Genomic DNA, 24985 nt, shown 5'->3' on the forward strand with positions numbered 1-24985 from the left:
ATTATCTGTAACTAACTTAATTACAACTTTAGGAGGAAGATATGGTTATTCAATTTTTAAGAGAAAACAAAGCAGTTTCTTTTGTATTAGCAGTAATTCGAGTATATCTTGGTTACACATGGTTAATGGCTGGAATCGGTAAACTACAAGGAAAAGGATTCGATGCAACAGGTTATTTGCAAGGTGCAATTGAAAAATCTAAAGGTGCACAACCGGCTGTTCAATCTTGGTGGGCATCATTCTTACAAGAATTTGCAATTCCAAATGTAGATTTGTTTAATACACTTGTAACATGGGGGGAAATTTTAGTCGGAATTGGTTTAATTGTAGGCTGTTTAACAAAAACAGCGGTCTTTTTTGGTCTTGTAATGAACTTTTCCTATATGTTTAGTGGGTCAATTGGTGTGAACCCTGAGATGGTTATCTTATCTATGTTTGTTCTTGTTTCCGGTATGAACGCTGGGAAATTTGGAATGGATGGCTTTGTTATCCCGAAAGTATTAGGATCAAAAACTCAAAAACGCCAAAAGCAAGCTGCTTAATATATGAAAACGGGTATCTCAAAATGAGATACCCGTTTATGTTATTTTTCAACTTTGATCGGATTGTTCTTAAAGAAATCTTTTACATACCCGACAAATTCTTGTGGTTCTTGGCGAAATGGTGCATGATAACCTTTTTCAATAATATGTAAAGTGCTATTTTTTAAGAATTGATGATACGTTTCTCCTTCTTTCCAGGAAACGCTACTATCATTTCTGCCCCATATAATTAAAGTTGGCTGTTTTATTTCATTTGCATTAATTTTAAGACGTCTAGGCCATAATTTCATTTTATTATAATGCTCTTCATCATTACGTTTGAATTTCACTTTGCTTTCATCATAATCTGTAATAGAAGAAACTGCATTTAAATCAGTCGACAATTGTGGTTTTGGTGAGCCTTGTTTAGTAACGAATGTATGAGGGCCACCTGTAGCATCAGTTAAAATAAGGTGAGTAACTGCTTCAGGATATAAATATGTTAAATTTAGAGAAATTTCTCCCCCCATGGAATGCCCCAGTATTGCGAATGAATCATACCCTAGTTTTTTCATTAATTTATAATACAAATTTGCATGAGTTGGAAAAGAATAATAAAAATCCATTGGCTTAGATGAGCGCCCGAATCCTAAAGCATCTACAGAAATAATTGTATGATCTTTTGCTAAATCGGAGTAAATCTTTTGAAAACCATCTGATGACCCTCCAAAGCCATGAATCATAAGTAAAGGTGGTTTTTCATTACCAATCTTTTTAAAGTAAATGGTTTGACCATCTATTTCTACCATTTTTTCCTCGGTAGCTAGTTTCGCTGTAATTGTATTTTTAACTTGTTTTACTTGTTCTACTGGCTTTTCTGCTGCACTACATCCTACTAATAGTGTAAGAGTAAGACAACCTACCATAAAATAGCTAAATCGCTTCAATTAGGTGTCTCCTTTCTAACATAACGCTGTATCTATCATAGCAAATAGCATATTACGATTTCCAGGAAGTCGGCTACCATTTTTTATCATAAGAGGTGAAAGGAGCGTTTCTTGGAAATTTTCTGTTTGAAGAAATTTACGAAATGTAAATTGTGAGTGTGGGACATCAATTCGTACTATACCATTCCAACATTCACATATCTTTTTTAATAATTGAATAGCGTCTTCTGCTTGCTTGGCGATAAGTGGATTGATACATAATATATTGCCCTTTTGTATGCATAATGAAAAAGCTTCTATACAGTTATTTCTTTCAATTTTAAAAGAGTGTACAGCCCTTGGTAATAGCAAAGAGTAAAGTAGAGAACGATTCATACCAGTTGCAATTTGATCCAGAGAAGTAAGAGATATAAGGTCTTCTTCTTGTACTTGTTGTAAGTGAGAAGGGTACGTCTTAATAGTTTGCTTTTCAAAACGATGAATCGTTGTTGCTGTTTGAAATCCGCATGATGTGTATAGAGGTTCGCCAGCTTTTGTCGCAATAAGTGCAATGGGTTGTTTTGGATGAATTTGTTCCAAGCAATGATTTAGCAACATGCGCCCTATTCCGCGTCCTTGAAAATTAGGGTGAACGATTAACATACCAATGGAAGCGAAGTTACTTGTAAAGGGAAATACTCCTCCAGTCGCAATGAGTTTGTTCTCATGAATGTAACCTACAAGTGTGCCGATAGAAAGATACATTTCGAATTGTTTTTTCATAAAAATTTCATCGTGTAACCATCCAACAGATTTGCAAAGATTAAGTAATTCAAAAATAAAAGACTCATTTAGCTTTACTATTTTCATAAAGGCTCACCGCATTTCTATTTATTTTCATAAAAATAGAGTCAAAATGTAAAAAAGAGATTTACGTTAAATGAAATCCAACTTGTTTATATTTAAATTGTAAAGGGCGGGATGATTGATACAAAAAGACAAAGTTATACAAATTATAACTGATATTTACATAAGTTAACAAAAAATTTACATACAGCTAATTTTCTCTTAATAGTCTTCCGTTAAATTTGATAGTGGGAAATGAATAACCTAATTAGGGGGACAAGACAGTGAAAAAGTTTGTGAAAAAAGCATGGCCATTTGCAGTTGTGGCATCATTAGCAGTTACTTCGGTAGCAACATGGAATTTTACTCGTTCTAGTGAGGTTAATGCAGATGAGAACGGAAGCAATGCAAAGATTAAAAATGTTATCGTATTAATTGGGGATGGTATGGGTCCTTCATATATGACGGCTCACCGTTATATGAAAGATAATCCAAAAACCTTTGAAATGGAATCTACAGAATTTGATAAGCATCTTGTAGGAACACAAAAAACATACCCAGAAGATGAACATGAAAATATTACAGACTCTGCATCGGCAGCAACAGCTATGTCAGCAGGGATTAAAACATATAATGCTGCAATTGCAGTTGATAATGATAAAGCGGAAGTGAAAACAGTTCTTGAGCAAGCGAAAGAAAAAGGGAAATCAACGGGACTCGTTGCAACTTCTGAAATTACACATGCAACACCAGCTGCTTTCGGTGCGCATGACATTAGCCGTAAAAATATGGACGCAATTGCAAATGATTATTTTGATGAGAAAATTAAAGGGAAGCATAAAGTAGATGTTATGCTTGGCGGCGGCGTAAAGAACTTTGTTAGAAAAGATCGTAATCTTACAGAAGAGTTTAAGAAATCTGGTTATAGCTATGTAACGGATCGAGATCAATTGTTAAATGATAAAAATGACCAAATTCTTGGTTTATTTGCACCAGGTGGATTAGATAAAATGATTGACCGTAATGAGAAAACACCTTCATTAGAAGAAATGACTAATGCAGCAATTGAGCGTTTGAACAAAAATAAAAATGGTTTCTTCTTAATGGTGGAAGGAAGTCAAATCGACTGGGCTGGACATGATAATGATATTGTTGGTGCAATGAGTGAAATGGAAGACTTCGAAAAAGCTTTCAAAGCAGCGATTGAGTTTGCGAAAAAAGATAAAAATACGTTAGTTGTTGCAACGGCAGATCACGCTACTGGTGGCTTATCTTTAGGTGCCAATGGCGAGTATAACTTTAAAGTAGAACCAATTAAAGCTGCAAAGCGCACACCAGACTTTATGGCAAATGAGATTGCAAAAGGTGCAAATGTAGAAGAAACATTGAAAAAGTATATTGATTTACAATTAACTCCAGAAGAAATTCAAGCTGTAAATGATATAGCTCCGTCAAAAGATGTAACAAAGATTGATAATGCAATTGAAGATATTTTCAATAAGCGCTCGGTTACAGGCTGGACAACGGGTGGACATACAGGGGAAGATGTGAACGTATATGCATTTGGTCCAGGTAAATACTTGTTCTCTGGCGTTCAAGAGAATACAAATATAGCGAAACGTGTCTTTGATATTGTTGGCGGTGGCGATCCGAATAAAGGAAGACGCTAATTAAGAGCGAAAGTGAGGCGAAATGCCTCACTTTTCTTTTTAGGAGTTGGGAATATGAAAAAGTTATTTAGGAAATTAAGATTCCTTCTAGTGTTTGTAGTACTACTAGTTGGATGTCAACAAGAAGAGAATAACGTAGAACAAAAATCTACTACTAAAAAAACTGAGGAAAAGGTACAAATAACAAAAGAAGAAGAGAGATCTATTCAAGATGTTATTCATACATTTGTGCGAACGACGAATGAAAAAAATCTTGCAGAACATATGGAGTTATTTTCAAAGAAGATGCCTAGTGCTGAAGACTTAAAAACACAAAAAGAAGCCGCATTTCAAAAGGGAAATAAGAAAATTGAATTGGAACATATAGATATGAAAGTTAGTAAAGTAGGGTATGTTATTGTTGAAACGAAAGAAAAGGAAGTAGACGACAGTATCACTCTTCAAAAGAAAGTACAGTATGCTCTTGGGAAAGAAGATGATAAATGGAAGATTGAAGAGGTTCGAACGATAGAGAAAAAATAAAGTGAAACTTTAATAAGTGTGGAGTCGTACTTCCCAAAAATGATAGAAAAAAGGTTCTCATTGGTGAGAACCTTTTTTTATAGTGGTAGCATAATTTGATTTGAACATGCCTCAATATCATCAATATCTTGACGAATTGTGGCCATTTTATTATCCAGATCTTCAGCTTTCATTGCTGCATCATGTAGTTCATCTTTTAAATACTCCGGTATTTTCCCTTCATATTTATAATAAAGTTTGTGTTCTAAACTTGCCCAAAAGTCCATTGCCAGTGTACGTAACTGAATTTCTGCAAATACATCTTTTGTACCAGAATTTAGTGATAAAGGGTATTTAATGATCATGTGTAAACTTTTATATCCGTTTCGTTTTGGGTTAGCGATATAATCTTTTACTTCTATGACTTCCATATCTTCGCGTTTTTGAATGACTTCTTTCAAATGATAGATATCTTCTACGAAGCAACATGTAATACGAATACCAATAATATCTTGTAAATGTGTTTGAGCATTTTCAACTGTTGGTAATAAGTTTTTGCGCTCTAGTTTTTTAATAATACTTTCAGGTTGTTTTAGTCTTGTTTTTATATGTTCAAACGGGTTGTAATCCTCTAGAAATTGAGCTTCCCGGTTCATAATTTCAAATTTAGTTTTTAACTCTTCTAAAGCAAATGTATATGGTAATACAAAAGCTTTCCAGTAGTTAACTGTTGATTGATTATATTCCATTTATATACACACCTTTTCCTATTTGCAAGTGAGGTCGTTATTATACTAAATACCAAATCATATAAGCGCAAGCAGCAAATGATGAGATCATAAAGCGATATTTAGTTTTCATACTTTCAACTCCTTTCGAGTAAGATTTTATATTAATAAACGTGATTGTTAATAAGTTCACTATGTACAGTTTCTATAGTAATAGATTCGTGTGAATTTCGTATGAACTAATTGTTTCAGCTTTTTGTCTTTTTTGCTGTTAATCATAATTATTATTCGGATTTAAAGTGTTTTTATTTGATTTATCTATTTGTATAAATTAATGTATATTTGAATTTATAGTTATTGAGGAGGATATATGGTGAACTTTGAAGAATTAGCAATTGCTAGACGTTCTGCAATGAAATTTATACAAGGTATAGAAATCCCTAATGAGGATTTTAAAAAAATATTTGAGTTAACTAAGCTTTCTCCATCTTGCTATAATTTGCAGCACACACATTATGTTGTAATTCGTGATCAAGAGCGAAAAGAAAGATTAAAAGAATTAGCTTTCGGTCAATATAAAGTATCGAGTGCATCAGCGGTAGTGCTCGTTTGTGGTGATAAAAAAGCATACCAAAATGTTGAAAATATTTACTTCGGTATGAAAGTTTTAAAAATGATTGATGAATGTGAATATGAAGATACAATTAGGCAAACGAAAGGTTTATATGAAGGAAAAGGAGAGCGTTTCATGGAGGATGAAGCGATTAGAAATGCTTCGTTAAGCGCGATGACTTTTATGTACGCAGCTAAATATTATGGCTATGATACATGTCCAATGATTGGTTTCGATGAAAAAGCAGTACAAAGTGAATTAAATATGCCAGAGCATATAGTACCTGTTTTAATGATTACGATAGGAAAAAGTGATACGACTAAAACTCGCCCACGAGGATATCGAAAGCCGATTAGTGAATTTGTTACATACGAATCGTTTTAATAAAGTGAAACTTTAAATCAGTAGGGGTCTTACTGCCCGTTAATGCGGGACAAAATTTATTTAACTATAAAAAACAAGGGGATTCTAAATAGAATCTTCTTGTTTTTGCAATTGACAAATAGAATGAAGTTTTATAATATATAAATCGTAATCATTACGTTTTAGTTGCAATCTTTGAAAGAAAGGAGAATTAAATATGCGTGTAAATATTACATTAGCTTGTACGGAGTGCGGCGATCGTAATTACATTTCTAAAAAAAATAAACGAAACAATCCAGAACGCATCGAACTAAAAAAATATTGTCCACGATTAAAGCGAGTAACGTTACATCGTGAGACGAAGTAAAAGACTAGAGATATCTCTAGTCTTTTTTTTATAGTTCTTTGGTTTTGTTTGTTATAATTACCTTAAAATGTAATAAAGGGAGCGGTATGATGAATCAAAAAGATAAAGAAAGAAAAGAGCGAGTGGCTCATATTATTAACATTCCAGATGAATATAGTCTTGTTGTAGATGATCAAGAAGGGGTTGATGACCCGTATCATCTATTATGGTGGGAGCATAAAGAGGATCAGGAGAGAACGATACAAATTACATTGAATAGACATACTGGTAATTTAATTGAGTTTAGGATAGATGATGAAAATTCTTTTTCAAGTGGTAAGGAAGCGATAGAGGAGAAGAAGGCAAGGGAGATTGCAAATGCGTTCTTGAAAAAATATACAAAAGAAGGATATGAATTCTATACATATGTAACGGTTAAGGACGACAGGCGTGGTTGGAAAGAAGTAAATTATATGCAAGAAGTGAATAGCTATCCATTGCCGAATACAGGGTGCGTTGTGCGAGTGAACCCTTCAGGTAATGTTGTGCAATTTCATTACAATGGACAAAAAGCTATAGAGAAAAAACCGTTATGGCCAAGTGAAATTGTTGAGGAGAATATCGTTTTAGAAAATTTGAAAGCTAGACAAGATATGAGACTTGTATTTATAGATTTAACATACTCTTCATGTGAGTATGAAAGCGGGGAAGAAGTAAAAGGGTACCATCTTGTATATGAACCAGAGCCTAGTCATGCGTTTATTGATGCAAGTACAGGTAAAGATTTATATGAGCCAGATCATTATAAATTGCCTTCGGCTGTAGCTGTTGGAAAATCGAGAAAAGGTAACGAACGAGGTGACATATTCGAATTATTTGACTGGAATAAAGAAGGTTTTACAAAAGTAGATGAGACGGAAAATGATGATGAAATAAGGATGAAATTTGTTCCGAAAGAGGAATTACAAAAACAGAAAGAAGAAAAGAATCCATATTTAATGAATGAATTCTTTAAAAAGCATTTACCGATGTTGAAATATAATAATTTAGTTAGCGTTACAATTGATAAATTAACCAATGAATTAACTGGTTTTATAAAACTGACAGATGATAAAGAAGTAAAGCAAATACTGTCTAGAGAGGAATGTTTACAAAAAGCACTTCAATTTTTAGAACGAGTTATTCCAGATATCAAACAATATCTGCGTCTTTGGGAGGAACGTGAAGAAGCAGAAGATGGGATTGAAAGATTTATCTTTTCTGTATATATAAATGATATTCCGGCAGAGTATAACCAATTTATGATCAACATCAATGCAGAAAATGGTACTGTTATGCACTACTCGGGGGAGTCTAGCAACTTTATAAAAAAATTACTTACATATGAAACAACACCAAAATTAATAAAAGAAAAAGCGTTAGAAATATACAGAGCGGCTATCCGAGTTAAATTAGAATGGTTTTTAGATCATGATGCAGAGGAAACGAAATACAAACTACTGTACAAACAAACGACAGATGAAAAACATAAAGAACCTTTTGATTGTAGTCGGGAAATTCGTTATATTGATGCCCAAGCGGGGAGAAAGATTTGGAGTAAGTAAAATAAAAAGAGTTATTTTTCAAAGAAAATAACTCTTTTTATTTTTATAATTTGCCTGTTCGCTTTTCAAAAGTAAATGTGATAGGAAGATTGGAATGAGAACTATCACTTTTAAATATTACTTTCCATTCTTTAGTATGGGCTTTAATTTCAAAATTAAGAAGATTCATCGCTCTACGTTTATCTATTTCTAAAAACATATTATGAATTTCTGGTTCTTGCTGTAAATTAAGAGCCTTTAGTGTGACTGTAAATGTGAAAAAATTCTGCCCTTCATATACTATTTTTGATATTTTTGTTTTTTGTGTATTTAACAGCACATAAAAACGGTCTGATGGAGTTAATTGTACAGAGTCATCAGTAATTTCATTCTCGCTATTATGAAGTTCAACTAAGAAAGATGTACTATGTGAAGAATCTTTTTTGCTTGTAATCTGTAATTCAGTAGGAATCATCGGTATTTCATAAAAGTCATTCCTTATTATATTATTGTAATCCTCTGAAAATTTACGGACTTCTTTTGGAAAAGAGTCTTCTTGTGTACTTAAAAAAGTTTTATGTTGCTTTGGAATTTTTTTACTAAAATTTAATGTTTCTTTAAAGTAATAATTGGATCCAGTTAAAAATAAAAAACTACAAATTAATAAAAAAATTCGATACAGATTTTGAAAATGAAAGAACAATAGTATACATGTAATAATTCCAATTACATAGAAAATAAAGATAAGTAGTTCTAGTTTTGAGTGAAACGAGAAACCATAGTTATGAAAAAATTTTATTCCAGTTATAATTTGAGCTCCAAAAAATAAAGAAATTCCAAATTGAAAAAATAATAAATCAGGCCCTCTTTTAATAACAAAAGTAATGAACGAAATGAAAAGTAAAAATACCCCTAAATAAATTGTTACATTTAATAATCGTTCTAATGTAATCATGAATAATGTCCCCTTTAATAGCATATTCATATATAAATAACAATTTTATATAATTATAATATAACAATAAAATATTTTAAATGTTGGAAGTGTTGAGTTTTATAAATAAACTGTACAGACACAAACAACCTCACGCCCACATACACATAATAAAGACCACTATTTTGGCGGAGGTGAAAGGTTTGAGTCTATTCGCCGCAATTGGATATATGGTTCGAGAAGTGTTTGTCTTTGTTTCTTATGTGAAGAATAATGCGTTCCCGCAGCCGTTATCATCAGATGATGAGAGAAAGTACTTAGAGTTAATGGAGCAAGGTGATGCTCAAGCGAGAAATCTTTTAATTGAACATAATTTACGGCTTGTAGCTCATATCGTTAAAAAATTTGAGAACACAGGAGAAGATGCAGAAGATTTAATTTCAATTGGTACGATTGGGCTCATTAAAGCGATCGAGAGCTATTCTGCAGGAAAGGGAACGAAGCTTGCGACGTATGCAGCACGCTGTATTGAAAATGAAATTTTGATGCATTTACGTGTACTAAAGAAAACGAAAAAAGATGTTTCACTTCATGATCCGATCGGGCAAGATAAAGAGGGCAATGAAATATCGCTTATTGATATATTAAAATCAGAGTCTGAAGATGTAATTGATATGATTCAGCTTAGTATGGAGTTAGAAAAAATTAAAGAGTATATCGATATTTTAGACGAAAGAGAAAAAGAAGTGATTGTGAAACGTTTTGGACTTGGGCTAGATAAGGAGAAAACACAGCGGGAAATCGCTAAGGCGCTTGGTATTTCTAGAAGCTACGTATCACGGATTGAAAAGCGTGCTTTAATGAAAATGTTCCACGAGTTTGTCAGGGCAGAGAAAGAGAAAAAAGCGAAAGAGTAAAGTGTATTAGAAGCAGCCATATTTAAAATGGGCTGCTTTTCTTATTGTAAATAAGAAAAGAAAACGCGTTATGCTAAGAAGAAATACATGTTCACTGTTGAAAATGACGGATTCTATCTGTAATATTAGAAGGTGCTAAATAATTTAAGAATAATACCATACTTAGTTTTCTGTATATATAATAAGGCTGCTTTATATGATATGTGGGAATAAGAACCAATTTTACATATGATATAGAAAGAAAAGAAGGGAAAACTAAAGTTATAGACTGATTAGGGGGTTTCGCAATTTGCGACGTACATTATATCGACTTATGATAGAACTTACAAATGGTCGCTTTACTTCTTATATATTACGTAAATTTGCACAATCTCGTTTGAGCTCTATCATTATTCCATCGTATGCGAAAGTTTTTCAAATTAATCAAGATGAGATGGAAAAGGGTTTGAAGGAATATAGAACATTGCATGAATTATTTACGCGTAAGCTAAAAGAAGGAAAGCGTAGTATTGATACAGATGCATCGAGTATCGTTAGTCCTGTTGATGGTGTTTTTGCAGATCATGGTCCTATTGAGGATACAAAAACATTTGATATTAAAGGAAAGCGCTATTCAATTGTGGATATGCTAGGTAATGAAGAACGTGCAACGCGATATGCAGGCGGTACATATATGGTAATTTATTTGAGTCCAAGTCATTATCATCGCATTCATAGTCCGCTTTCTGGTTCTGTGACTGAAAGATTTGTATTCGGTAGAAAATCATATCCGGTAAATGCAGCTGGTATGGAATACGGGAAAGAACCACTGTCAAAAAATTATCGTTCTGTTACAGAAGTAAGCAGTGATGGCGAGCATATGGCTCTTGTAAAAGTAGGGGCCATGTTTGTTAATAGTATTGAGCTTTTGCATGAGAGAGACACTGTTCAAAAAGGTGAAGAAATGGCATACTTTACATTTGGTTCAACAGTTGTGTTATTGTTTGAAAAAGATATGATAGAAGTAGTGCAGGAATTAAAGAGTGGACAAGAGCTTCGTCTTGGTGAAAAAATAGCTACTCGCTTAGCTCATAAATAAAGAAAAGCTTTTATAACCGTAAGTAAGAGTTATGGGCAAAGATACTTAATGATGAAATCCCCTAGATGGGAGTACTTGTTTATTCGAGAGCCATCGTAGGATGGCTCTTTTTACAGGGCATCCAATAAATTATCCTTTAACTGTTTAATTGGTAAGGGCTGATTAAACTTTCACTTTATATGTAATCAAGATGATTTGACAAGCTTGTCCTCTAATGAGCGTCTAATGATTTCTTGTTTTATAAGTAAAATGAAGTCGGGATTTAATTTTAGTTCTTTTGCTTTATAATAAGACTCAGTGAGTAACTCAGTGGATAACTGTTCCATATGTTTTGTTTTCAAGGTGAGTCACCTCCTAATAATATAAGGATTGATTCGTTGATGCATTTAATGTACCAAAAAAATATGACAGTCACAAACGAGTGGTTATCCACATACCTAGGTGGATAAAGTGTGTATAGTTTGTTAGTAAATTCCAAATTAACTGAAAAATTAATGTGGAAAATGTGTACAATTTTATCCACAGGTTATATATCGAAAAATGTTGTCGAAAAATTTTATGAAAAATCCTCAAAGAGGTGAAAGAAATTGAAACTATTTTTACCAAATGAATATGTGAAAAATGTATATCATGTTCAACCAGAAGATTTAAAAAAACGTGGGATTAAAGGTGTTATTACTGACTTAGATAACACTTTAATTGAATGGGATCGTCCCAATGCAACACCGCAACTTGAAAAATGGTTTTTGGAAATGAAAGAGCAAGGCATTCAAGTAACGGTCGTTTCAAATAATAATGAGCAACGTGTAAAAGATTTTGCTGATCCATTAGGTATTCCATTTATTCATAGTGCACGTAAACCATTTGTTCGCGCATTTAAGCGTGCGATACAAGAGATGCGTTTGCAGCCAGATGAAGTTGTAGTAATTGGAGATCAGTTACTGACTGACGTGCTTGGTGGAAACCGAGTAGGCCTTCATACAATTTTAGTTGTACCGGTAGCACAAACGGACGGATTAGTAACGCGCTTTAATCGAAAAATTGAACGAAGAATTATGAAAAATATGAAGAAAAAAGGTTTAATTAACTGGGAGGAATAAAGTTTGACTGAAACAATTAAATGTATTGGTTGCGGTGTAGAAATTCAAACAGAAAATAAAAACGAAGTGGGGTATGCTCCTGCCTCATCTTTAGAGAAAGAACAAGTTATTTGTCAACGTTGTTTTCGCTTGAAGCATTACAATGAAATTCAAGATGTATCGTTAACAGATGATGACTTCCTACGCATTTTAAATGGAATTGGAAAATCAGATGCATTAGTAGTCAAAATTGTAGATATTTTTGATTTTAATGGTAGCTGGTTACCTGGCTTACATCGTTTCGTAGGGAATAATAAAGTATTACTTGTTGGAAATAAAGCTGATTTAATTCCAAAGTCAGTAAAACATGATAAAGTAAAACATTGGATGCGCTATAGTGCAAAGCAGCTAGGATTAAAACCAGAAGATGTCTTTTTAATTAGTGCAGCGAAGGGACAAGGAATCGCTGAATTAGCAGATGCTATTGAGTATTATCGCGGCGGCAAAGATGTTTATGTTGTTGGATGTACGAATGTAGGGAAATCGACATTTATTAATCGTATGATTAAAGAATTTAGTGATGAGACTGAAAATGTAATTACAACATCTCATTTCCCAGGAACAACACTTGATTTAATTGATATTCCATTGGACGAAGAGTCTTCTTTATATGATACGCCAGGTATTATTAACCACCACCAAATGGCTCATTATGTTGGAAAGCAAAGCTTAAAGCTTATTACACCAACAAAAGAAATTAAGCCGATGGTATTCCAATTAAATGAAGAACAAACGTTATTCTTTAGTGGATTGGCACGTTTTGATTATGTAAGTGGTGGTCGTCGTGCATTTACTTGTCACTTCTCGAATCGCTTAACAATCCATCGTACAAAGCTTGAGAAAGCAGATGAATTATATAAAAATCATGCCGGGGATTTACTAAGCCCACCAACGCCAGAAGAATTAGCAAATATGCCTGAGCTAGTGAAATACGAATTTAATATTCGTGAACCTAAAACGGATGTTGTATTCTCTGGATTAGGATGGGTTACTGTGAACGAACCAGGAGCAAAAATTGTTGCACACGTACCAAAAGGAGTAAGTGTTTCACTACGTAAATCTTTAATTTAATATGGAGAGGGATTTATGAAACAATTATATGGTGTAATCGGAAATCCAATTGGACATTCATTATCACCCGTTATGCATAACGATGCATTTGAACACTTGAATATGGATGCCCATTATCATGCGTTCCTTGTTGAAGAGGAATTGCTAGGGGAAGCAGTAAGAGGTTTAAAAGCATTAGGTATTTCAGGATTTAATGTAACAACTCCGCACAAGGTTGCTATTATGGAGTATTTGGATGAGATTGACCCATTGGCAAGGAAAATCGGTGCAGTAAATACAGTGGTTCATAAGGATGGAAGATTAATTGGCTATAATACAGACGGGATTGGTTTTGTTCGAGCGTTGCAGTCAATTAGTAATGAACCACTTCAAGGGAAACGTATTTTGTTACTTGGTTCAGGTGGTGCTAGCCGAGCTATTTATTTTTCTCTTGCTGATGTAGGTGTAAAAGAGATTGATGTAGCCAATCGTACAGTAGATAAGGCAAAGGAACTTATTGCTGCACGTACGGCCGATGTTAATTCTGTTGCTTTGTCGTTAGAAAAAGCGACAGAAGAACAAGGAAATTATGATATTATCATTCAGACGACAACGATAGGTATGCATCCACACGTAGAACATACGCCATTACAAATTTGTTCGTTAAAAAAAGGAACGATTGTATCAGATATAATTTATAATCCATTTGAAACGAAAATTTTATGTGAGGCAAAAGAGCAAGGTGCAATCATTCAAAATGGTATTGATATGTTTGTTTATCAAGGAGCACTTGCATTTGAAATGTGGACAGGACGCACGCCAAATATCGAGAGAATGAAACAATTAGTTATAGAAAAGCTTGGAGGCTAACATATATGTTAACAGGAAAACAAAAAAGATTTTTACGTGCACAAGCACATCATTTAACACCAATTTTTCAAGTAGGAAAAGGCGGAGTAAATGAAAATATGATTAAACAAATCGCAGATACTTTAGAAGCTCGTGAGTTATTTAAAGTAAGTGTATTACAAAACTGTGAATTTGATCGCCGTGAGGTTGCGGAAGAACTTGCAAAAGGTGCACGTGCTGAAATCGTTCAAGTAATTGGAAGCACAATCGTTTTATACAAAGAATCAAGAGAAAATAAACAAATTAAGCTTCCTCGATAAAAAGACTAGCATGCGCTATTTTTATCGTTTATGCGTAATGATGTAGAGAGCGAAACCAATTGAACTTTTATTAATAGCAACTCTCTTCATTCCTAACCGAGGAGAGTTGCTGTATGTAAAAGGAAGGGGCGTTTCTTTTGAGAAAAATTGGCATCATTGGCGGTACATTTGATCCGCCTCACTATGGACATTTGCTAATTGCAAATGAAGTATATCACGCTTTGAACTTGGAAGAAGTATGGTTCTTGCCAAACCAGATTCCGCCACATAAACAAGGGCGGAATATTACAAGTGTAGAAAGTCGTTTACATATGTTAGAGCTCGCGACTGAGGCAGAAGAGCACTTTTCTATTTGTTTAGAAGAGCTAAGTAGGAAGGGCCCATCTTATACGTATGACACTATGTTACAATTGACGAAGAAGTATCCGGATGTGCAGTTTCACTTTATTATTGGTGGGGATATGGTTGAGTATTTACCGAAGTGGTATAACATTGAAGCTTTACTTAATCTTGTAACGTTTGTTGGAGTTGCAAGACCTGGGTATACATTGCATACACCATATAAGATTATTACAGTGGAAATTCCGGAATTTGCAGTTTCTTCATCCTTATTACGTGAGAGATATAAGGAGAAGAAAACGTGTAAATATTTACTTCCCGAAAAAGTACAGGTATATATCGAGAGGAATGGGTTGTATGAATCGTGAGAATGCACTGCATATTGTCAAACAACAAATGCATGAAAAACGTTATATACACACAATTGGTGTAATGGAGACAGCGATTGAGCTTGCTAAGTTATATGGTGTGGACGAAAAAAAAGCAGAGATGGCAGCTATATTCCATGATTATGCGAAATGTAGAGCGATTTCAGAGATGGAAGAGATTATTAAACGTGAAGATTTGCCGAAAGATTTACTTTGCTATAACAAAGAGTTATGGCATGCACCTGTTGGGGCATACTTAGTAGAAAAAGAAGTAGGCATTACGGATTCTGAAATTTTGCAAGCTATTACATATCATACAAGTGGTCATGAGAATATGACGATGTTAGATAAAGTGATTTATGTAGCTGATTACATTGAACCTGGGCGAAAGTTTCCAGGAGTGGAAGAGGCTCGTAAACTCGCATATACGGATATAAATCAAGCTTTATTATTTGCGTTAAAGAGAACAATTCAATTTTTAATGGAAAAAGATCAGACGATTTATCCATTAACATTCCAAACATACAATGCAGTTATCAAGGAGGAAATGAGTAAATGAACGATAAAGATTTATTAGTATTAGCGGCAAAAGCAGCTGATGATAAGAGAGCAGAAGATATGGTTGTCCTAAATATGCAAGGTATTTCACCAATTGCAGATTATTTCATTATTTGTCACGGGAATTCAGACAAACAAGTGCAAGCAATTGCACGTGAAATTAAATCAAAAGCACATGAGTTCCAAATCGACGTACAACGTATGGAAGGGTTTGACGAAGCACGTTGGGTATTAGTTGATCTTGGAGATGTAGTTGCTCATGTATTCCATAAAGATGAGCGTAATCACTATAATTTAGAGCGTCTATGGGGCGATGTGCCACGTGAAGATATTACAGAAGAGTTAGGCCAATGAAATACGAACAATTTGCATTGTTGTACGACGAACTAATGAATGATGTCCCTTATGATAAATGGGTGGAATTTACAGAGGAAAGTTTACAGCAGGCAGATATGAAAGAGGCAAAAATTCTTGATGTAGCATGCGGTACGGGTAATGTAACCCTGCCGCTTGTGCAAAAGGGTTACGATTTAATAGGTGTCGATCTTTCAGAAGAAATGTTAACAGTCGCTCAGCAAAAATTAGGAGGAGAGGGATACTTTATTCCTTTTTATCAACAAGACATGCGAGAGCTTGATGTTCCAGGTGAGTTTGATTGTGTAACCATCTTTTGTGATTCATTAAATTATGTATTGCAAGAAGATGGAGTACAAGAAACATTTAGAAGAGTATTTCACCATTTACGTCAAGATGGTTTGTTTTTATTTGATGTACATTCTTTATATAAAATACATCATGTATTTCAAAATGAAACGTATACAGTGAATGGAGAAGAAATATCTCTTATTTGGAATTGCTTCCCTGGTGAAGAATCAAATAGTGTAGAGCATGATTTAACATTCTTTGTTCAAGATCCGGAAGAAGATGTGTACCATCGGTTTGACGAATGTCACGTGCAACGTGCATATCAAGTGGAAGAGTTAACGAAATGGCTTGAAGAAGCAGGTTTTACAGTGCTTCGTGTAACAGGTGATTTTGAGCGACTTGAAGTTACAGAACAAACAGAGCGTATTTTCTTCATGGCGAAGAAAAACGGATAAAACAAAAGCAACCGAGAAGGTTGCTTTTGTTTTATAAAGAAGATGTATTTTTAGTTCTAGCATAATCTAAAGATCGTATGAGTAAAGTGCGGGAATAGTAGTTGAAGTGAAAATGTATTGTAAAAAAGTAAGTATTTATAAAAAGGATTTGGAATGAAAATGACGTATTTATTATGTGTGTTTATTGAATTGCTGATCAACGCATTCTAAATCTTCATCAAATTTTTCATGTGTTCGCTCGATTAACTTATGGAACATATCTCCAACGTGCTCTTCTAAAACCCGAATGCCTTCCCCAGTAACGCCGCCTTTCACGCAAACCTTTTCTTGTAAGGTAGGTAATGTGAAGATTTCTTTTTCAAGTAATTTCCCCATCCCCACGACCATTTCACTTACTAAAGTAGTAGCCTCTTCGTGTGTAATATTTGTTTTATCTACAGCAGCGTTAATGAAGCATTGTAGTAAATAACTAAAGAAAGCAGGACCGCAACTTGCTATATCAGATGAAACGCGCGTTATATCTTCTTCTATTACAAGAGGTGTAGAAATGTTTTTGAATAAACGAAGTAGTTTTTGTTGCCATTCTTCAGAGCAATTATCTCCAAATGTAAATAGTGAGGCGCCAGAGAGCGCGCGATTTGTGATACTTGGAATGATACGCGCGACGTGGCAAGGTACGAGAGTCTCTAATTGTGATGGAGATATTGGACTTGTAATAGAAACTAAGCACGTTTCATCAGAAAAATGTTCAGCGTATTTTTTTAGGATAGGGTATATATCTATCGGCTTGACACAAATAAAAATAAGTTGTGATTGTTCGATTACTTCCGGGATTGTTTTTGCTATCTGAACAGAAGGGTATTTTTCTTTTATATGATATGCTTTTGCAGGCGTCCGATTAATGATTGTAAGGCACGAAGGTTTGACAGCACGGGTTTCTAAAAATGCATCGATTAGTATATTCCCCATGTTTCCTGTCCCTATAATTCCTATGTTCAAAGTTTCATCCCTCCTTCGTAACAGCTTTCTCCTAAACAATATGAATGATGTTATAAATTTATGATTAGAGGTGTAAAATGATGTGGGATTTTCCGAAAAAGTGGTTAGGTTTAGTAGCTATTATTGGAACTTTACTTTTTCTTGTTTTTTGGAAAACGAATCGGAGTGTAGAACGAACGCCTATTACAATGAATGTACAAGAGAAGGAAATCGAAAAAAAGGGTAAACCGAAAATATCGGATACAAAGGAACAGAAAAGAACAATTATAATTGATGTGAAAGGAGCGGTTAGTAAAGAAGGGGTATATGAAATGAAGGAAGGAGATCGCGTAAAGGATGCGGTTCAAAAGGCTGGTGGTTTTTTATCAGAAGTAGATATGAAAAAAGTGAATTTAGCACAAATTGTACAAGATCAAATGCTCCTTTATATACCGAGTAAAAATGAATCAGAACAAGGGGTGCTTACTTCTTCTAAGGAAGATGGCAAGATTCGAATAAATACAGCGGCGAAAGAACAACTAGAAAAAATTACAGGGATTGGCTCTCGAAAGGCAGAAAGTATTTTGAAATATCGAGAAGAACATGGTCCGTTTCAGAAAATAGAAGATTTATTAGAGATTGATGGGATTGGTGCGAAGTCTCTTGAAAAGATAAAAGATCAAATTATTATTCCGTAAAAGATTGACGAAGTTTTTCTTCTTTCGCTACACTACAAGTAGACAAAAAAGTAGGTGAAAAATATGGAACGAATTTCATGGGATCAATATTTTATGACGCAAAGCCATCTACTATCTTTGCGTAGTACATGTACAAGGCTTGCGGTAGGAGCGACAATCGTTCGCGATAAACGAATTATTGCTGGTGGATATAATGGTTCAATTAAAGGTGGCGTACATTGTATAGATGATGGTTGTTACGTAATCGATAATCATTGTGTTCGGACAATTCATGCCGAAATGAATGCTTTATTACAATGTGCCAAGTTTGGTGCGAAAACAGAGGAAGCAGAAATTTACGTTACGCATTTCCCTTGTTTACAATGTTGTAAGGCAATTATTCAAAGTGGTATTACAGCGGTTTATTATGCGCAGGATTATAAAAATCATCCATACGCCATAGAGTTATTTGAACAAGCGAATGTAACAGTGAAACACGTTCCGCTAGAATATGATATTGCTGCATTAGAGGATCAAAAACGTTATACAGAGTTGAAAGAATTATTTGCGTCTTTAGAAAAAGATAATTTATCAATGGAAGAATTACAGCATGTGTTCACGAAAGCAAAAATGATGCTATAAGGAGTGAGTATAAGTTGCAAGAACAATGGGGGTATGTTGCAATCTCGTTTATAATAGGGATTGCAATTGCCTTTTCCTCGTCACTTTTATTGATAGTTTTTTGCCTCTTTTTAAATGTTTTCTTCTGTTTATATCGCACTTCGCGTAAAACCTTCATTTTTTGTATTGTAGCGTGCTTTAGTAGCGTTATATACACTTCCTATGTTCAAACGTGGAATAAGCCTCTAGGGGAGTCCTATGGAGTTACAAGAGGGGTTATACAAAATACACCACTTGTTAATGGGGATCGCCTATCTTTTCAATTTGAAGATCAGAATAAAAATATAGTGCAGTTAAGTTATAGAATAAAATCAGCTTTGGAAAAGAAAAAAATGCAACAATTATACGCAGGGATATCATGTGTATTCGAGGGTGAGAGGAAAGAACCGGAAACAGCTCGGAATTTTCATGGTTTTAATTACCGTGATTATTTATACAAACAACATATTCATTTCACATTTGAGGCTACATATATTTCTGAATGCTATAAAACATCACTGTCGCTTACGCAATGGATTCTTCTTTTGAGGCAACAAGCAATCTCGAAAGTTACAGAAATGTTTCCAGAGCAATCAGGTGCTTTTATGAATGCATTACTATTTGGTGATAGACAACAAATGACGTTTGAAGTGGAAGAGCAATATCAACAATTTGGTCTTGTACATTTGTTAGCAATTTCAGGTTCGCACATTGTATTGTTAATGGTAATAGTATATTTTATTTTGCTAAGAAGCGGTGTGACAAGGGAGGTAGCAACAATTTGCCTTATCGTTTGTATTCCTTTGTATATGGTTTTAGCAGGGGCGTCACCCTCTGTTATAAGAGCTTCTATAACAGGAGTTTTGATGTTGATTGCTTTTATGTGCTCGATTCGTTTGTCTAGTTTAGATGCTTTAAGTGTAACAGCTATATGCATGCTTATATATGACCCTTATCTTGTTTTTAATATTGGATTTCAGTTTTCTTTTGTAGGTAGCTTCGCTTTACTTTTGTCTGCTCCGTTATTGTTAGGGAGTAGCAACGGAGTAATCCGGAATTCTATTTATATTTCTATCATTTCACAGCTCGTTAGTACTCCGATTTTGTTATATCACTTTGGTTATTTTTCTCCATATAGCATTCTCCTCAATCTCTTATACGTTCCGTTTTTATCTATCATTGTATTACCATGTAGCATTATTATTTTACTGTGTATGCCAATTGTCCCGTTTCTCGCAAAAGGATTTGCCGATGTATTATCAATAGGCTTGAGTATGTCTAATGATTTTCTAAGTTATTGTGAAAGTTTACCATTTACCCAGCTTATCTTCGGGGAAACGCCCCTCAATCTTGTAGCTGTATATTGCGCGAGTATTGTCAGCATATTGATGGTTTGGGAAAGAAGAGCGCCGAAAAAAATAGTTTGTATAGTTGCAAGTGTATTTCTTTTTATTAGCACATGTCATTATATATATCCATATTTTAGAGGAAGCGGAAGTGTAACATTTATTGATGTTGGACAAGGTGATGCAATATTAATTCGCCTTCCGTATGATAAAGGGATTTATCTTATTGATACAGGTGGAACGCTTCGTGTGAATAAGGAAGAATGGCAACAAAAAAAGCATGAATTTTCTGTTGGGAATGATGTTTTAATACCCTTTTTACAAAAAGAAGGTATTAAAACAATTGATAAATTAATCGTAACGCATGGAGATGCAGATCATATAGGTGCTGCACAAGAATTATTATCATATATACCTGTAAAAGAAGTGGTATTTGGCCGAAAGGGAAAAGATGCAGTATTAGAAAAAGTAGTCAAGAAACAGGCATTAGAAAAGGAAATGAAAATAACTGAAGTGGGGGAAGGGGCGAGTTGGAGTGTAAATGAAGCGGAATTTTTCGTTTTAGCTCCAAAAGGAAAAGAAAAAAGCGAAAATAACGCTTCAATTGTAATATGGGCAAAATTTGGAGGGTTGAAGTGGCTATTTACAGGCGATTTGGAAGAAGAAGGGGAAAAGATTTTAGTAGAGGCATATCCAGATTTACAAGTGGATGTTTTAAAAGTTGCTCATCATGGGAGTAATACGTCATCTATAGAGCCTTTTTTGAACGTCATGCAGCCTCGTGTAGCGATTATATCTGTTGGTAAGCAGAATAGGTATGGACACCCGCATAAAGAAGTGATAGAGCGTTTTGAGAAGATGGGGAGTGCGATATGGCGCACGGACAAGCAAGGTGCTATTTCCTATGTTTTTAAAGGGGAAAATGGAACCTTTAAAAGTAAAATCACATATGATAAAACACATAATAGATGAAAAAGAGAAGACTGCCATGAAGTGGCAGTCTTTAAGAACCGATAAATTTAATAACAGTTGCAATGATGAAAAGTGTTGCGAAAAAACCAAATGAGACGATAAATCCTACCCCTGAATCAATAGCGTCATTGCGTTTACTTTGAACGTTTTGTTCAAAATCATTCATTTAGAATCCCTCCCCAACATTCCACTTTAGTATAAAATATTGTCAGAAAAAAATCTACAATTTCCATATGAAGAGAAAACGAGCTTTTTTGCTACTTTTAAATCATGAAGTAATGTGAGTTTTTCGTTTCCAAGCATGTTAACAGTTGGCACTTATACTCAAATTTTTATTGCGAATAATAAAGGGAAGGTGATTACCGCACACCAATAAGAAACCCGGGGCTTATTGCGTGGCGTTTAATATAAATAAAGGGACGGGTTATAAAGCCTGTTCCTTTGTACTTGTAAAACAAAAGCTAGGGCATTAGTATAAATATATATTGCCAAGTTAGGGAGTAGGAAAAAGTATGAGTGATATACATAAAAAAATTAAAAAGAAACAGTTTGCTCCGTTATATTTACTATATGGAACGGAAGCTTTTTTTATAAATGAAACGATAAAGCTTATTACGACAGAAGCACTTGAAGAAGAAGATCGAGAGTTTAATGTTGTGACATACGATTTAGAAGAAGCGTATTTAGAAGATGTGGTTGAGGATGCGCGTACGCTTCCTTTCTTCGGAGAACGGAAAGTACTGTTAATAAAATCACCGTTATTTTTGACTTCGCAAAAAGAAAAGTTAGAGCAAAATATAAAAATTTTAGAAGAATACATTGGTGAACCTTCTCCATTTTCTATTCTTGTTTTTGTTGCGCCTTACGAAAAACTTGATGAGCGAAAAAAAATTACAAAACTATTAAAGAAAACAGCAGATGTAGTAGAAGCAAATGCGATGCAAATACAGGATGTTCAGAAATGGATTGTTGCTCGTGCAGATGAAGTGCATGTGCATATTGATAACGCGGCTGTTAGTTTGTTGCTAGAGCTTGTGGGAAGTAATGTAACAATGTTGGCGAAGGAAATGGACAAGTTAACGTTATACGTTGGTATGGGTGGAGAGATTACGACGAAACTTGTTGCAGAGCTTGTGCCAAAATCCGTTGAGCAAAATGTATTCGCTTTGACAGAAAAAGTGGTGAAAAAAGATATTGCAGGTGCAATGCAAATTTTGGATGGATTATTTACGCAGCAGGAAGAGCCGATTAAATTGCTTGCGTTATTAGTGAGTCAATTCCGCTTGTTGTATCAAGTGAAAGAGCTACAGCAACGTGGTTATGGACAAAATCAAATTGCGTCTCATATTGGTGTACATCCGTATCGCGTGAAGTTGGCAATGAATCAAACGAAGTTTTTCTCTTTTGAAGAATTAAAAAAAGTGATTATAGAATTAGCGGAAGCTGATTATAGTATGAAGACGGGAAAGATGGATAAGAAACTTGTGCTCGAGTTTTTCTTAATGCGATTAAATCATATGTGATGACACAAAAAAGTTCATGTACTAAGTACATGAACTTTTTTGTATATAAAAAAACGATCCAAATGGATCGTTTTTTAAACGCCTTACGCGTTTACTTGTTTCGCTAAGCGAGATTTTTGACGAGCTGCAGCGTTTTGGTGGATAAGACCTTTACGAGCTGCTTTGTCAAGTTTTTTAGAAGCAGTTTTGAAAGCTTCTTTAGCATTTTCAAGATCGTTATTAGTAACTAAAGCTTCTACAGTTTTAACAGCAGAACGCATGTCAGACTTGATAGAAGCGTTATGTGCACGACGCTCTTCGCTAAGTTTAGCGCGTTTGATAGCAGATTTGATGTTTGCCATACTTTTCACCTCCCTGGTGCAATCGAATGACTCGATTCTTACATAGAACAAGTGATATTCTATCAAACGGTGAAGAGAATTGCAATAGTATATCCATGAAATTTCACGTAAAGGAAAGAATGACCTTATATAACTTTGGGAAATCTAACGATATTTACTATGAATTACGGAGGAGATACGATGAAAGAACCATTAGATTTAAGTAAATATAGCATTAGAACTGACCTTGCTGTAGAAGCTCATCAAATGTTGCAAGAAAGCCAAGAAGAACAAAAAGGGATACAGGGAGTTATTGTAAAAGAGAGAGAAGAAGAGGGGACTATAATTACAAAAGTAACAATTGATGAAGCTGCCTCTGAAGCGATGGGTAAAAAGCCTGGAAATTATTTAACGCTTGAAGTACAAGGGATACGTCAGCAAGATACAGAACTTCAACAAAAAGTGGAGCGTATTTTTGCAAAAGAATTTTCTTGTTTCTTAGAAGAGGTTGGAGTTACAAAAGAAGCAAGCTGTTTAATTGTAGGTCTTGGGAATTGGAATGTAACACCAGATGCTCTTGGACCGATAGTTGTAGAAAATGTATTAGTAACGAGACATTTGTTTCAATTACAGCCTGAAAGTGTAGAAGAAGGGTTTAGGCCTGTTAGTGCAATTCGGCCGGGGGTAATGGGAATTACAGGGATCGAAACGAGCGATGTTATTTATGGGATTATTGAGAAGACGAACCCGGACTTTGTAATTGCAATTGATGCATTAGCTGCCCGTTCTATTGAACGAGTAAATAGCACGATACAAATTTCTGATACTGGAATCCATCCTGGATCGGGGGTTGGGAATAAACGTAAAGAACTAAGTAAAGACACATTGGGTATCCCTGTTATCGCAATTGGTGTTCCGACTGTGGTCGATGCTGTTTCGATTACAAGTGATACGATTGATTTTATTTTGAAACATTTCGGCCGAGAGATGAAAGAAGGAAATAAACCTTCACGATCTTTGTTACCAGCGGGATTTTCATTTGGAGAAAAGAAAAAATTAACAGAAGAAGATATGCCGGATGAAAAGAGCAGAAATATGTTTTTAGGTGCTGTTGGTACGTTGGAAGAAGAAGAAAAAAGAAGGCTGATTTATGAAGTGCTATCTCCTCTTGGTCATAATTTAATGGTAACCCCAAAAGAAGTAGATACTTTTATTGAGGATATGGCGAATGTAATAGCGAGTGGTTTAAATGCGGCGCTGCATCATCAAATTGATCAAGATAATACGGGAGCATATACACATTGAGGGGAACAGATGATTATGGTTTGAGTCGCTTTACGCTTTTATGTATATGTAGTGTGGCTTTAGGTTTACTTATGATGATAGCAGGAGTGGCACTTGCTAATCATGGTTTGAAAAGTATGAAAGGTTATCAGCAATTGTCATATGAACAAATAGCTCATATGACAGGGACAGAAAGTACAGGTGCTGAATCAGAAATTTTGGGTAGCTCGTTTTCGGCCTCAGAAAAACAACAACAGTTAGAACGTTTAAGAAGTTTTAATGTTGTAGAAGGAATTGGGATGGCAGTAGCAAGTGTAGCTTATGAAATGACGAAGTTCGGAACGGATATCGTTGTTGGGAAAATAAAAGGAATTTTTAGCTAAGAGTAACATGGGAGGCGGTTGTTTTACTGGTTTGTAAGACAGCCGTTTTAAAATTTGAAAAGGGTTTGTCTCTTATGGTTTATTCGCATAAGA

Annotated in this window: 30 protein-coding genes; 22 read left to right on the plus strand and 8 right to left on the minus strand. The window is 34.7% G+C overall.

The window, feature by feature from the left end:
- Positions 1 to 41: 41 nt before the first annotated feature.
- Positions 42 to 542: a DoxX family protein gene (locus DN404_RS12670; RefSeq protein ID WP_000236612.1), complete on the plus strand. Its 501-nt coding sequence runs from the start codon at positions 42 to 44 to the stop codon at positions 540 to 542.
- A gap of 41 nt (positions 543 to 583) precedes the next feature.
- Here DN404_RS12670 and DN404_RS12675 read toward each other — a convergent pair whose 3' ends face one another.
- Together DN404_RS12675 and DN404_RS12680 are read right to left on the minus strand one after the other, a co-directional pair.
- Positions 584 to 1468 (minus strand): alpha/beta fold hydrolase, encoded by an 885-nt coding sequence (locus DN404_RS12675; protein ID WP_000819814.1) that lies wholly within the window; start codon positions 1466 to 1468, stop codon positions 584 to 586.
- A gap of 15 nt (positions 1469 to 1483) precedes the next feature.
- The gene (locus DN404_RS12680; protein ID WP_000706693.1) at positions 1484 to 2317 is read right to left on the minus strand and encodes a GNAT family N-acetyltransferase; all 834 of its coding nucleotides are present in this window, start codon (positions 2315 to 2317) and stop codon (positions 1484 to 1486) included.
- Between the two features lie 260 nt (positions 2318 to 2577).
- Here DN404_RS12680 and DN404_RS12685 point away from each other — a divergent pair, with 260 nt between their 5' ends.
- Both DN404_RS12685 and DN404_RS12690 read left to right on the plus strand, forming a co-directional pair.
- Positions 2578 to 3963: an alkaline phosphatase gene (locus tag DN404_RS12685; RefSeq protein WP_000714913.1), complete on the plus strand. Its 1386-nt coding sequence runs from the start codon at positions 2578 to 2580 to the stop codon at positions 3961 to 3963.
- Between the two features lie 54 nt (positions 3964 to 4017).
- A complete protein-coding gene (locus tag DN404_RS12690) occupies positions 4018 to 4485 on the plus strand; it encodes a hypothetical protein (RefSeq protein ID WP_000732795.1) in 468 nt (155 codons plus the stop codon).
- 77 nt (positions 4486 to 4562) lie between these two features.
- Here the strand turns inward: DN404_RS12690 and DN404_RS12695 are convergent, their stop codons facing one another.
- Positions 4563 to 5213 (minus strand): GTP pyrophosphokinase, encoded by a 651-nt coding sequence (locus DN404_RS12695; RefSeq protein ID WP_000456219.1) that lies wholly within the window; start codon positions 5211 to 5213, stop codon positions 4563 to 4565.
- 349 nt (positions 5214 to 5562) lie between these two features.
- On the opposite strand from DN404_RS12695, the gene DN404_RS12700 reads away from it, so the two are divergent.
- The 3 genes from DN404_RS12700 to DN404_RS12710 all read left to right on the plus strand — a co-directional run bounded on the left by DN404_RS12700 (position 5563) and on the right by DN404_RS12710 (position 8118).
- The gene (locus tag DN404_RS12700) at positions 5563 to 6189 is read left to right on the plus strand and encodes a nitroreductase family protein (protein WP_044306410.1); all 627 of its coding nucleotides are present in this window, start codon (positions 5563 to 5565) and stop codon (positions 6187 to 6189) included.
- Positions 6190 to 6385: 196 nt separating this feature from the next.
- On the plus strand, positions 6386 to 6535 hold the full coding sequence (gene rpmG, locus DN404_RS12705) for a 50S ribosomal protein L33 (RefSeq protein ID WP_001265617.1): 150 nt from the start codon (positions 6386 to 6388) through the stop codon (positions 6533 to 6535).
- A gap of 89 nt (positions 6536 to 6624) precedes the next feature.
- Positions 6625 to 8118, plus strand: coding sequence for a YcdB/YcdC domain-containing protein (locus DN404_RS12710; protein WP_070179503.1), 1494 nt, complete (start codon positions 6625 to 6627; stop codon positions 8116 to 8118).
- 43 nt (positions 8119 to 8161) lie between these two features.
- Here DN404_RS12710 and DN404_RS12715 read toward each other — a convergent pair whose 3' ends face one another.
- On the minus strand, positions 8162 to 9082 hold the full coding sequence (locus DN404_RS12715; RefSeq protein ID WP_002024823.1) for a hypothetical protein: 921 nt from the start codon (positions 9080 to 9082) through the stop codon (positions 8162 to 8164).
- A 152-nt stretch (positions 9083 to 9234) separates the two neighbouring features.
- On the opposite strand from DN404_RS12715, the gene sigK reads away from it, so the two are divergent.
- Positions 9235 to 9948 carry an RNA polymerase sporulation sigma factor SigK gene (gene sigK, locus DN404_RS12720; RefSeq protein WP_000051382.1) on the plus strand — a complete coding sequence of 238 codons (714 nt, stop codon included), beginning with the start codon at positions 9235 to 9237 and terminating at the stop codon, positions 9946 to 9948.
- Positions 9949 to 10237: 289 nt separating this feature from the next.
- Positions 10238 to 11026, plus strand: coding sequence for a phosphatidylserine decarboxylase (locus tag DN404_RS12725; protein ID WP_149215114.1), 789 nt, complete (start codon positions 10238 to 10240; stop codon positions 11024 to 11026).
- Between the two features lie 185 nt (positions 11027 to 11211).
- Here the strand turns inward: DN404_RS12725 and sda are convergent, their stop codons facing one another.
- Entirely contained in the window at positions 11212 to 11367 is a 156-nt protein-coding gene (gene sda, locus DN404_RS12730; RefSeq protein ID WP_000850094.1) for a sporulation histidine kinase inhibitor Sda, read from the minus strand.
- Between the two features lie 246 nt (positions 11368 to 11613).
- On the opposite strand from sda, the gene DN404_RS12735 reads away from it, so the two are divergent.
- The 8 genes from DN404_RS12735 (at position 11614) to DN404_RS12770 (ending at position 16749) form a co-directional block, all read left to right on the plus strand.
- On the plus strand, positions 11614 to 12126 hold the full coding sequence (locus DN404_RS12735) for a YqeG family HAD IIIA-type phosphatase (RefSeq protein WP_000765314.1): 513 nt from the start codon (positions 11614 to 11616) through the stop codon (positions 12124 to 12126).
- A gap of 3 nt (positions 12127 to 12129) precedes the next feature.
- Entirely contained in the window at positions 12130 to 13236 is a 1107-nt protein-coding gene (gene yqeH, locus DN404_RS12740; RefSeq protein WP_000140799.1) for a ribosome biogenesis GTPase YqeH, read from the plus strand.
- A 15-nt stretch (positions 13237 to 13251) separates the two neighbouring features.
- On the plus strand, positions 13252 to 14085 hold the full coding sequence (gene aroE / locus DN404_RS12745) for a shikimate dehydrogenase (protein ID WP_000812076.1): 834 nt from the start codon (positions 13252 to 13254) through the stop codon (positions 14083 to 14085).
- Positions 14086 to 14090: 5 nt separating this feature from the next.
- A complete protein-coding gene (yhbY, locus tag DN404_RS12750) occupies positions 14091 to 14384 on the plus strand; it encodes a ribosome assembly RNA-binding protein YhbY (protein WP_000955224.1) in 294 nt (97 codons plus the stop codon).
- Between the two features lie 137 nt (positions 14385 to 14521).
- Complete coding sequence (nadD, locus tag DN404_RS12755; RefSeq protein ID WP_149215115.1) at positions 14522 to 15091, plus strand: nicotinate-nucleotide adenylyltransferase; 570 nt, start codon at positions 14522 to 14524, stop codon at positions 15089 to 15091.
- Positions 15081 to 15650, plus strand: coding sequence for a bis(5'-nucleosyl)-tetraphosphatase (symmetrical) YqeK (gene yqeK, locus DN404_RS12760; RefSeq protein WP_001078477.1), 570 nt, complete (start codon positions 15081 to 15083; stop codon positions 15648 to 15650). Before nadD ends, yqeK begins: the two co-directional genes overlap by 11 nt.
- On the plus strand, positions 15647 to 16003 hold the full coding sequence (rsfS, locus tag DN404_RS12765; protein ID WP_000998173.1) for a ribosome silencing factor: 357 nt from the start codon (positions 15647 to 15649) through the stop codon (positions 16001 to 16003). The genes yqeK and rsfS overlap by 4 nt, the downstream gene beginning before the upstream one ends.
- Entirely contained in the window at positions 16000 to 16749 is a 750-nt protein-coding gene (locus tag DN404_RS12770; protein ID WP_000873069.1) for a class I SAM-dependent methyltransferase, read from the plus strand. Before rsfS ends, DN404_RS12770 begins: the two co-directional genes overlap by 4 nt.
- Positions 16750 to 16920: 171 nt before the next feature.
- Here the strand turns inward: DN404_RS12770 and comER are convergent, their stop codons facing one another.
- A complete protein-coding gene (gene comER / locus DN404_RS12775) occupies positions 16921 to 17748 on the minus strand; it encodes a late competence protein ComER (RefSeq protein WP_149215116.1) in 828 nt (275 codons plus the stop codon).
- 77 nt (positions 17749 to 17825) lie between these two features.
- Here comER and DN404_RS12780 point away from each other — a divergent pair, with 77 nt between their 5' ends.
- The 3 genes from DN404_RS12780 to DN404_RS12790 all read left to right on the plus strand — a co-directional run bounded on the left by DN404_RS12780 (position 17826) and on the right by DN404_RS12790 (position 21382).
- Positions 17826 to 18425, plus strand: coding sequence for a helix-hairpin-helix domain-containing protein (locus DN404_RS12780; protein ID WP_149215117.1), 600 nt, complete (start codon positions 17826 to 17828; stop codon positions 18423 to 18425).
- Positions 18426 to 18488: 63 nt separating this feature from the next.
- Complete coding sequence (locus DN404_RS12785; protein WP_000439769.1) at positions 18489 to 19046, plus strand: ComE operon protein 2; 558 nt, start codon at positions 18489 to 18491, stop codon at positions 19044 to 19046.
- 14 nt (positions 19047 to 19060) lie between these two features.
- Positions 19061 to 21382 (plus strand): DNA internalization-related competence protein ComEC/Rec2, encoded by a 2322-nt coding sequence (locus DN404_RS12790; RefSeq protein WP_001157832.1) that lies wholly within the window; start codon positions 19061 to 19063, stop codon positions 21380 to 21382.
- 31 nt (positions 21383 to 21413) lie between these two features.
- Here the strand turns inward: DN404_RS12790 and DN404_RS12795 are convergent, their stop codons facing one another.
- Positions 21414 to 21548: a YqzM family protein gene (locus tag DN404_RS12795; RefSeq protein WP_000997609.1), complete on the minus strand. Its 135-nt coding sequence runs from the start codon at positions 21546 to 21548 to the stop codon at positions 21414 to 21416.
- A 346-nt stretch (positions 21549 to 21894) separates the two neighbouring features.
- Here DN404_RS12795 and holA point away from each other — a divergent pair, with 346 nt between their 5' ends.
- Positions 21895 to 22905, plus strand: a complete 1011-nt coding sequence (gene holA, locus DN404_RS12800) for a DNA polymerase III subunit delta (RefSeq protein ID WP_001279916.1) — start codon at positions 21895 to 21897, stop codon at positions 22903 to 22905.
- Positions 22906 to 22988: 83 nt separating this feature from the next.
- Here the strand turns inward: holA and rpsT are convergent, their stop codons facing one another.
- A complete protein-coding gene (gene rpsT / locus DN404_RS12805) occupies positions 22989 to 23246 on the minus strand; it encodes a 30S ribosomal protein S20 (RefSeq protein ID WP_001274011.1) in 258 nt (85 codons plus the stop codon).
- A 180-nt stretch (positions 23247 to 23426) separates the two neighbouring features.
- Between rpsT and gpr the strand changes: the two genes are divergently transcribed.
- Both gpr and DN404_RS12815 read left to right on the plus strand, forming a co-directional pair.
- Positions 23427 to 24530: a GPR endopeptidase gene (gpr, locus tag DN404_RS12810; protein ID WP_000662616.1), complete on the plus strand. Its 1104-nt coding sequence runs from the start codon at positions 23427 to 23429 to the stop codon at positions 24528 to 24530.
- The gene (locus DN404_RS12815) at positions 24527 to 24892 is read left to right on the plus strand and encodes a YqxA family protein (RefSeq protein WP_149215118.1); all 366 of its coding nucleotides are present in this window, start codon (positions 24527 to 24529) and stop codon (positions 24890 to 24892) included. Before gpr ends, DN404_RS12815 begins: the two co-directional genes overlap by 4 nt.
- Positions 24893 to 24985 lie beyond the last annotated feature (93 nt).

Source organism: Bacillus sp. TE8-1 (genome assembly GCF_008368855.1).
In the GTDB taxonomy this organism is placed as follows: domain Bacteria; phylum Bacillota; class Bacilli; order Bacillales; family Bacillaceae_G; genus Bacillus_A; species Bacillus_A cereus.